Below are 10,144 nucleotides of genomic sequence, written 5' to 3' on the forward strand. Positions count from 1 at the left end.
TATTTTGCACCAAATTCTCGTACATAAGCCCCCATTGCAGCCACACATGGGGTATACAACAAAATGAATATTAAGTACGAGAATGCAGCATAGCTACTGACAAAATAGTTTTGTAGATTACCAAAAATAGAGGCATCCACTTCTTGTTCTTCAGCGATCGCATCATTATCCGTAAGATCTCCAACTTCAATACCTAATGGATCCGCAAAATTAAGCCCCATTAAGTTTTCAGGAATAGACATCACCGCTTCTTGCAAACTGGCAAGTAAATCAAATTCGGCATCTTCTTCATCAACAGAGCTATAGAGGTTATTTAACGTTCCAACAACCGCTTCTTTGGCAAAGATACCAGTAATAATACCGACTGTTGCTGGCCAGTTATCTTGATTAATCCCAATCGGGGCAAATATCGGTGTGACCACTTGAGCTGCACTCGATAAGACGGATTTATCACTATCTTCATTGCCAAAACTACCGTCTGTACCTAACGAGTTAAAGAAACTGAGAATGGTAACCACAATAACGATGGTTTTTCCCGCTCCCAAGACAAAACGTTTCAATTTCTGCCATGTCTTGATCAATACATTTTGTAAAGTAGGTAGCTCATAATCTGGCATTTCCATCAGCAGACTATCACTTGAACCTGGATATAGAGTTTTCTTTAATACCCATCCGGTAAATACCGCTGCAACAATCCCCAAAAGATAAAGTGCAAATACAATATTTTGTCCATTTTCAGGAAAGAAAGCCGCCGCAAAAAGCGCATAGACAGGCAAACGTGCGCCACAGGACATAAAGGGGGCCATCGATGCCGCTAATTTCCGCTCTCGTTCTTGATCTAAGGTTCGAGTGGCCATAATGGCTGGCACATTACACCCAAATCCCAACACTAATGGGACAAATGCTTTCCCAGGTAGCCCTATTTTTTGCATGACTTTATCGAGTACAAATGCTGCACGCGACATATAACCCGAACTTTCAAGCAGCGCAAGAAAGAGATACAGGCAAGCAATCACCGGAATAAAGGTAGCAACGGTTTGAATCCCACCACCTAATCCATCCGCTAATAATGTTACTAGCCAAATAGGAAGATGTTCATCAAACAAATAATGGCCACCATCAACGAATAATGCCCCAACACCAATATCAAAGAAATCAATAAAGGCACTGCCAATATTGATCGAGAACATAAACATCAGATACATCACTGCGAAAAAGAATGGAACACCGACCCATTTATTTAAGATGACCTTATCGACTTTTTCGGTAAAGCTATGGCTCAGTTTTCCTTCACTACGACGGACTTGTTGACAGCAGTGATGCAGAAATGTGTATTTCACATCGGCGACATGTAAATCAATATCCAGTTCACATTTTAATTGCTCACGATTAATTAACTGACGCTCTTCTTCTATACGCTCATTAATCACCAGTAAATCATTCTCTAAAGCTCGAATTGCTAAAGCTCGAGCTGACACTTCTTGTGCAGAAAAAATCGGCTCTAACTCGGCAATGGCCTGCTCAAACGTTGCACCATAATCCAGTTCTAACTGTTTTAGTGCGATACCTTGAAGCATTTTTTTATGCAACTGCTCTTTAAAACGTTGTACCTGATGTTTATTATTCGCCGACAAGGCTAACACCGGGCAACCCAGCATTTGCTCTAATTTTTTGCTATCAATGGTTTGACGTGCTCTTTTTAACGCATCCATTTTATTGAGCACAACCACCATAGGACGACCTAACTCGCGTAACTGTAATGTCATGTAAAGGCTACGCTCTAAGCAGGTCACATCAACAACATTAATGATCAAATCTGCCGGGTGCGTTAGTACGGCTCGTGAAGCGATGGACTCATCAATACTATTGCTATCATTCCCGCTATCTAAGGCGTAAATACCGGGTAAATCGGTCACTTGAAACTGGTTGCCTGCATGACTATAACGGCCGGTTTTCTTTTCAACCGTCACCCCTGCCCAGTTACCCACTTGCTGTTTAGCACCCGTTAGACCATTAAATAGTGTGGTTTTCCCACTATTTGGATTACCGACAGTTAAAACTTGATATACCATTACGCTTTCTCCACTTCCACTGCTGAAGCAATGCTTTCTCGAACGGCAATAGACACGCCCCTGACTTGAATCTGAAGTGGATCGCCCATCGGAGCTCGACGGATTAATGTTACTTGGGTATTGGGCAATAAACCCATTACCATCAATTTTTTACGAATATCTAACGATAATTCGTTCAACGCTACGATGAGACCTGACTCACCGACTTTTAATTCTGATAGTTTCATTGGTCGCCACACAAACCGCATTGTAAATGAGAAGGATTTTTATTTCTAACCAGAATAATACGCCGACAAATCCTGTTAGTCATTGTGTGAAATCAAAGATTGCGTAAATTTTCTCGTTACTTTCGCTAAAACCCCCTCCGTTAAAAACGTCAAATTATTTATCAATCTTATCAAACTCATCAGACCACGAAATGACCCCTGAAAAGAAAAGAATAAAAAACCTTTAAAAACAAATAGATATAGTTAAATTAAATTAATGTCGCTTTTATCAGGTGATATTGTCGTTAATTTTATAAGTAAAAAAAGTCAGCTTGGTTATAGTGATTTTGTCAACGGGGATTGTCCCCATCGATAGAACTCCAGAGGTGATATGGCACTGCACATATCACTCCGGCAGCAAGCGAAGGTGTCATTGACGCCCGTGGTATAGTCCCCCCGGCTATACCACGATCTTTTTTTATCATGTCTCATCTATCCACTTTGTCGACACAATCCCCCACCCTAAGGTAAACGAGATACCATTGTTAATGATCTGGTTGTTAATGATCTATACCCAAACAACTTGGAGTTGCAGGTAGGCGGCAAGTGAGTGAATCCCCATGAGCATAGACAGACTATGTGATTGGGACGAAAGAGCGTAGCCAACCCCCCTGCAGCTTCAAGTAGGAAGGGTATAGAGCCTGTTGCCTACCGAATTAAGATGATGAAATGTCATCCTCAGCAAACTGGGATGGCGAGAGACCAAAGTGCGACTTAAAGCGTTGGCTAAAATAAGAGGGATCGTTAAATCCACAAAGAAAGGCGACCTGAGAAACTTTCTCGCCATTGATTAATAAGCGACAAGCTTGATCGAGGCGGTATTCAGTGAGATATTCTTTAAACGTTTTGCCCGTTGCATTTTTAAAACGACGCTGCAGACTGCGCTCAGACACATACATCAAAGCTGCTGCTACAGATGTGGTAAATTCAGGGTCGGAATAATGTTCACCAATAATCTTTTCCAACTTACTTAACCAGTGAGATTCAGAAACATCAGAAGCTAAGTGAAGTTCGGCAGCACTGTGCTCTGCCGTTTGAATCTGAGCAGGCCAAGTTAACTCAATTAAGTTACGTTCAGAAGAAGAAAATAACTGCAGATATCCTCCAGTTAACTGAATGACATCGTCTAATGTTTGTGTCTTGTGCTCATTTAAAATAAGCCTCTGCTGCGCTAACTGTTGCGGTGCTTCACCAAAATCCGTGATAGTCACAACGACACTTTTTCCTCGTTGTATTCCTTTAATTGTTAAGGTCTGATGCCGATGAAGTCGATTTAATGCATCAGAAAAAATAAGATTGAATATGCTATCTAATCCTGGTTGTTTGAGAGACATATTCGGCAGCTGTTCATCAATATCGCAGCTAATTTTAATGTCAGCTTGCTCAAAATCGTGTTTCCAACCTTCGAGCATGGTTTTTAAAACTGGGCCAAGGGGTTGGCACATACCCTTTGCTCCCCAACCATCATTCAACACGTTAATTTGCTTAAAATGATAACTTAATCGTTCCGCGACACCAATTAACGCATTAGATTGATTTGCTGCCGCCTTTTCTACTAACAGGGTAAGTAACGATTGATTTTTTAGTAACCACTGCTTAAACCATAGCTGACGAATCTGAATTTTCTTACGTAACTGTTGGTTATGATGAATCAACCATTTACTTTGTTGTTGAGCTTGACGTGTTTTTAATGCCACTTGTTGACGTAAATCGTCGTTCAAGCGCGACATCACTCTCGAACGCCAATGAATCACTAACAGGATCAAGACGATCACAAAGAGTAAGTAACTTATCAAGGCAAAAACTGACAAGTACCAAGGTTCAACAACTTTAAAGCTCCAAGTCGCGATCTGATCCGGATTGTGTTGATCTCGAAGTGATAGATGATAATCACCAGGAAAAAGGTGATCGAGGGTCAAATGTGGCCCTTCAAAAGGATACCACTCCTCTTCATTGAGTCGAAACTCGATATATTTGTTACCAAGGTGGGAAAACGAACCAAAATGAAAGCTGATCGCTTTTCCATAATCAACACTTAATGTTTGTCCCGCAAGGCCACCAATATGAGCAAGACGATGATCGATATTCACTTGGCTCAATATAATAGGAAAGCGTGGAATCGGTGCCTCTGCGATCTGTTGGCTTTGGAAATGAACAAATCCTTCACGAGCGGCAAATAGCAACGTTTCGTTACTCTCCTCGCCTCCAACGGCACACGCTCTCGTTTGAAATTCATTGTTAATCAAGCCATAAGGGGAGCCGATATGTTTTTTTACTGAACCATCAAAGTGGTAAAGGGTTAATCCTTTCGATGAAGAAAGCCACAATCCTTGAGAAGTTAAAAGTAAACATTTCAGGCGCAAATTTTCTTCGATTAAAGGCAGCGTACGCACCAAGTGCTGAAGCGGTTGAAAATGAAAAACCTCAAACTCAGTTAAAAACCAAAGCCGGCCATCTTCTGCTTCCACAACTTGAATAGTACTACCATAAGAAGCACTATCTTTGTAATAGATGATTTTATCATTATTAAACTGATATACCCCTTGCTCACTACCTATTAACAGCCCATACCTTGAGCTGGTGTGTAACCAAGTTAATTTGAGTGATGAATCCTGTGCTGCTAACCATTCTTGGCTATAGTCAATATAACGATGATTGTTCGGATTGTAAGACCAAAGGCAATCGGTCGAAATTCCCCATAAGATGCCATGTTGATCAACCGCTAAAAAATCAGTTTTGTGGCTTCTTAATGTTTGAGGAATTGGGGGTAACAAAGCACGATGATCCGACGATAACGGATAATAAGATACTCCATCGTCGCTAGCGATCCAAAGCACTTGACCGATTTGCTCAATATCATTAACCCCTCCTTTATGAATCAAACGATTTTGCCTTTTATTGTTCGGATCAAGCAAAAAAAGACCGTCTTGATTTATTAAGAAATAGCGGTTTGATTGATTCAAATACTGTATTTTTTTTACCGCGGAGTTTGTGGGTATATCAGAAGATTGATTCGGAAAATAACGAGTCAACATCTGACTAAAAAGTGAAACGTAACGGACGCCTTGCTGAGTGGCTATCCAGATCCCTTGATATTGGTCATGCGCTAAAGCGTAAACTTTCCCATCTGGCAAGCCATAACTTGTGTGTTTTATTTCAGAAAAATCGCTAATTTCATCTCTAGACAACGAATAGATACGAAGTCCACTGTCTGTCCCCACCCAATAGCCATCGTTGGTTTCAATCATGCTAGAAACTGACGATTCACCAATTCTTTTTAACACCTTGCTTGGATTGTCTAGGTCAATCAACAATGCCCCGCGATGTGTACCAACCAGTAAGTGGTTTCTGTGCGCTGAAAATAACAGTTTTTTGATGGTATGTTTTCCAGACTGAGTGATGTGAGTAAATTGCTTATCTGTCGATAAGTAAGTCCCCACATTGGTCGCTAAAACCCACCGAGTTCGTATTTTCACCGCATCATTAATTATAATTTGGCTTGCTTGATTAAGTTGATAAAGTTTACTTAATGAAAAAGTTTGCAATTCACCATCAGCGATACGGTAAGTATAGAAAAATTGATCATCGGTTAACCACAGATACCCACTAGACGTACCAATATTCTTAATGGTGACCCCCGGTGTCAGAACCAATACTCTTTCCGACTCTCTTCCCGGATAAGTACGATAAAGTTCATTATCGACAAAGGTCCAAAATGCACCTTGTAAATAGGTTAAGTGTTGATAATTTTTCGGTAAAGCAGAACCTCGCCTCGGTAGTATGGTTTGCCCATCAAAAAAAACCACTTTTCCATCGGTATCATGAATCCAAATCCCCCCTTCATCCCCTGGGAATAAGTTTTGCGCAACAAATACTCTTCCCTGTGATAACGTGGGTAGGGAATAAAAGGTTAAGGGAGTCGAACTGAACGCCTGCATAGCTGGCAACAATAGCCCTAGCATTAAAAAGGCAACGGATAATAAGCGGTACAAAGTCATTCCTTTAACCGATAGATGAAACACACGCCCCCCCCCTTGTTTATATCGTTATTTTCCAAGGCGAATTAAATAATACATCGACCGATTAACCTTGCAAACTCTCGCGTTTGGATGTGAATAAATCAAGGCGGTTAAACATGAATTAGCGGGGAGTATTGAGATAAACAACTGTAGCGTATTTTAGCTAAATGAGTTGAATTAGGTAGGGATAATTGAAAAATCTGTGATGTGACGTATTGCTTTTGAAATGATTCGCAATAACGGCCGGCTTACTTTGCCAACACGAGCAAAGTAAGCCGGCCCTCAAAAGCCCCCTAAACAAGGGAAACGGTACACACAAATCACAAGTTTAAGTGATTCAGGCATAAAAGAATCACTCTGAGCCTTGGTTGCCGTTGCCACTCAACTATTGCGATAAACAGGTATAAAAACTATTCGCTAATTGCTCAAGAAATGTAAAATAGCTTCCCATTTGTACCGCAGTCTCAGCCCCCAATGGATCTAAAATACCAATATTGGCTTGACTGCCTCGAACTACGGTTTCAATCACTGCAGGTTGAAATTGAGGCTCAGAAAACACACAGACAGCACGATGATGAGCTAAGTCATTACGAATATTAATTAATGTTTTTGCACCAGGCTTACGATCTGGGCTCACAGTAAAATGGCCAATATTATTCAGCCCATACCGCTCCTCAAAATAGGCATACGCATCATGAAACACGTAATAAGGCTTACGGCTGACCGAAGTTAACTGCTGAGTGATGGCTTTATCCGTCTTATCTAACTTCACCAGAAATTGTGCTAAATTATCTTGGTAGGTTTTACTATTCTCGGGGTCGGTATCACTGAGACGCTCCGCTATAGCGTGTGCTACCGTTTTGACTTGTTCCACACCAAGCCAGAAATGCGGATCATGGGTTCCATGATGATGTCCCTCATGATGATGTGATGCCTCTTCACGATAAGCTCGTAATGCTAAGTTAGGAATCTCACTTAAGGTCAATACATTGCGGTGTTGACTGAGCGATTTTTCAAGAAATGGCTCCAGATCAGGACCAAACCAAATGACCAAATCGGCTTGACGAATCCGCTTTACGTCAGAAGGCCGAAGCGCATAATCGTGTGGCGAAGCATTGGCGGAGACAAGCACATCCGGCGTGCTCATTTGCACGGTTAGCTCCTGAGTGATCATTTGGATTGGTTTTATACTGGTCAAAATATCGCTTGCCCACACCATAGAAGGTAATGCGGTTAATATAACAATCAATGTCAATCTAGATAACATGATACAATTTCCTGCTGGTAGCGTTCGTTGATTCGAAATGTTACATTATAACATCACTTAATTGCAAATGAGTTTCTTTCATGTCAACGCTAATTGAATTGCATGACATCTGTGTTGATTTCAATCAGCGCCGAGTTCTAGACAACATCAACCTGTCGCTGTCTCGCGGCAAAATTACAACGTTAATCGGCCCGAATGGCGCAGGAAAATCCACCCTAGTCCGAGTTTTACTGGGCTTACATCAGCAAGACTCAGGTTCAATCTGGCGAGAAAAAAACATCAAAATCGGCTATGTTCCTCAAAAACTCAAGCTCAATGATACCTTACCGCTGAGTGTGAATCGTTTTCTTCGCCTTGCTGGTAAATACAGTCCGCAAGAGCTCAATGAAGCGTTGCTCTTAGTTGGTGCGGAGCACCTTAACCATAGTGACATGCATAAATTATCGGGTGGTGAAAATCAACGGGTACTGCTTGCTCGTGCATTATTACAGCGGCCAGATATTTTAGTGCTAGATGAGCCGGCTCAAGGTGTCGATGTGCAAGGACAAATCGATCTTTATGATTTAATCGATGCGATTCGTCTTCGTTTCCATTGTGCCGTTTTTATGGTTTCCCATGACTTACACTTAGTGATGGCAAAAACTGATGAAGTGATTTGTTTACATCACCATATTTGTTGTTCTGGCTCTCCTGCAGATATTTCACAACACCCAAGCTATCTTGCATTATTTGGCCACCGTAGCCGCGAAACGCTGGCCTTTTATCAACATAATCACCAACATCATCATGATTTAGCGGGCCAGCCAGTAAAAGGAGAGGCTCAAGTTTGTTCCCATCATTCACACGGTCACCATCACCATGATTGAGTTTTTATTACCCTCTATCGCTGCCGGTATCGGAATTGCAATTATAGCAGGCCCACTCGGTTCGTTTGTCGTTTGGCGTCGAATGGCCTACTTTGGCGATACTCTCGCACATGCCTCCTTACTTGGTCTTGCTCTTGGTTTTTTGCTCGACATTAATCTCTACTTTGCCTTACTCATTTGCTGCTTGGGGCTTGCTATCATTTTAGTCACCATGCAAAGACAAAAACTGATTGCGACCGATACATTACTCGGCATTTTAGCTCACAGCTCTCTATCACTTGGCCTGATTGCGGTCAGTTTTCTCGATAATGTACGCATTGATCTTATGGGTTATTTATTTGGTGATTTACTTGCGGTAAGTCCGATGGATCTCTGGTTTATCTGGAGTGGCGTCATTGCAGTCAGTATTGTGGTTTATCTTTTCTGGCGTCCCTTGCTTTCGAGTAGCGTCAATGAAGAGCTTGCCAGTGTTGAAGGGGTTAATATTGAGTTAATGCGTTTGGTCTTGATGCTGCTGATCGGCGTAGTTATTGCGGTTGGCATGAAGTTTGTCGGCGCATTGATCATGACATCGTTAATGATTATTCCTGCGGCGACGGCAAGACGTATGGCAAAAACACCTGAGCAAATGGCGATCATCGCCTCTTTGATTGGTATTGTCTGCGTCTTAACTGGGCTTTCTCTCTCTTGGCAATTTGATACCCCTGCCGGGCCATCAGTGGTCGTCAGTGCCGCGATAATGTTTATGTTAAGTCAGTTTATTAACCAGCGCTAATCGCTATAAAAAGAGCCACCAAACTTCGGTGGCTCTCATCATCCCCATGAGCCTAGACAGGCGATGTGATTAGGGTGAACGAGCGTGGCCAACACCCCAGAAGCTTCAAGTCAGAAGGATATACCCCTTACCAACCAGTCACTTCGCGTAAAGCTTGGCCTATTTCGGCCAAACTTTTCACCGTTTTAACGCCGGCCGATTCAAGCGCGGCAAATTTCTCATCTGCCGTCCCTTTACCGCCAGAAATAATCGCTCCCGCGTGCCCCATTCGCTTACCCGGAGGCGCGGTTACACCGGCAATATATGAAACGACTGGCTTAGTCACATTCTCTTTAATGAAGGCTGCTGCTTCTTCTTCAGCGGTTCCGCCTATTTCACCAATCATTACAATAGCTTCGGTTTCAGGATCGGCTTGGAATAGTTTTAAAATATCAATAAAGTTCGAACCTGGAATCGGATCGCCGCCAATTCCCACACAGCTAGATTGCCCAAACCCTTCATCCGTGGTTTGTTTCACCGCTTCATAAGTTAATGTACCCGAGCGAGATACGATCCCAACTTTACCTTTCTTATGAATATGGCCCGGCATAATGCCAATTTTGCACTCGTCCGGAGTAATCACTCCCGGACAGTTTGGGCCAATCATACGTACGCCGGTTTCTTCTAGCTTTACTTTGACATCAATCATGTCAATCGTCGGAATACCTTCCGTGATAGTCACAATTAACTGAATACCTGCATCAATCGCTTCTAAAATCGCATCCTTACAGAACGGGGCTGGAACATAGATCACCGATGCCGTCGCGCCGGTTGCTTCAACGGCTTCTCGTACAGTATTAAACACGGGTAAACCTAGGTGGGTGGTTCCGCCTTTACCAG

Annotated in this window: 7 protein-coding genes; 2 read left to right on the forward strand and 5 right to left on the reverse strand. The window is 42.3% G+C overall.

All coding sequences use genetic code 11. The annotated features are described in order from the left end of the window. The 4 genes from feoB to znuA all read right to left on the reverse strand — a co-directional run. The coding region (gene feoB / locus B7C60_RS09705) for a Fe(2+) transporter permease subunit FeoB (RefSeq protein WP_245869136.1) at positions 1-2,072 on the reverse strand (2,072 nt) is incomplete at its 3' end. Then, a complete protein-coding gene (locus tag B7C60_RS09710; RefSeq protein ID WP_099611480.1) occupies positions 2,072-2,299 on the reverse strand; it encodes a FeoA family protein in 228 nt (75 codons plus the stop codon). The genes feoB and B7C60_RS09710, both read right to left, overlap by 1 nt. Before the next feature lie 695 nt (positions 2,300-2,994). Further along, positions 2,995-6,360 (reverse strand): AraC family transcriptional regulator, encoded by a 3,366-nt coding sequence (locus B7C60_RS09715; protein WP_157928695.1) that lies wholly within the window; start codon positions 6,358-6,360, stop codon positions 2,995-2,997. A 382-nt stretch (positions 6,361-6,742) separates the two neighbouring features. Further along, the gene (gene znuA, locus B7C60_RS09720; protein WP_099611482.1) at positions 6,743-7,624 is read right to left on the reverse strand and encodes a zinc ABC transporter substrate-binding protein ZnuA; all 882 of its coding nucleotides are present in this window, start codon (positions 7,622-7,624) and stop codon (positions 6,743-6,745) included. Between the two features lie 80 nt (positions 7,625-7,704). Between znuA and znuC the strand changes: the two genes are divergently transcribed. Further along, positions 7,705-8,490, forward strand: a complete 786-nt coding sequence (gene znuC / locus B7C60_RS09725) for a zinc ABC transporter ATP-binding protein ZnuC (protein WP_099611483.1) — start codon at positions 7,705-7,707, stop codon at positions 8,488-8,490. Then, positions 8,483-9,265, forward strand: coding sequence for a zinc ABC transporter permease subunit ZnuB (gene znuB, locus B7C60_RS09730; protein ID WP_099611484.1), 783 nt, complete (start codon positions 8,483-8,485; stop codon positions 9,263-9,265). The genes znuC and znuB overlap by 8 nt, the downstream gene beginning before the upstream one ends. 127 nt (positions 9,266-9,392) lie before the next feature. On the opposite strand, the gene sucD is transcribed toward znuB, so the two are convergent. Next, positions 9,393-10,144, reverse strand: a 752-nt coding sequence (gene sucD, locus B7C60_RS09735) for a succinate--CoA ligase subunit alpha (protein ID WP_245869139.1), incomplete at its 5' end; no start/stop codon positions are given.

The organism is Vibrio fujianensis (genome assembly GCF_002749895.1).
In the GTDB taxonomy this organism is placed as follows: domain Bacteria; phylum Pseudomonadota; class Gammaproteobacteria; order Enterobacterales; family Vibrionaceae; genus Vibrio; species Vibrio fujianensis.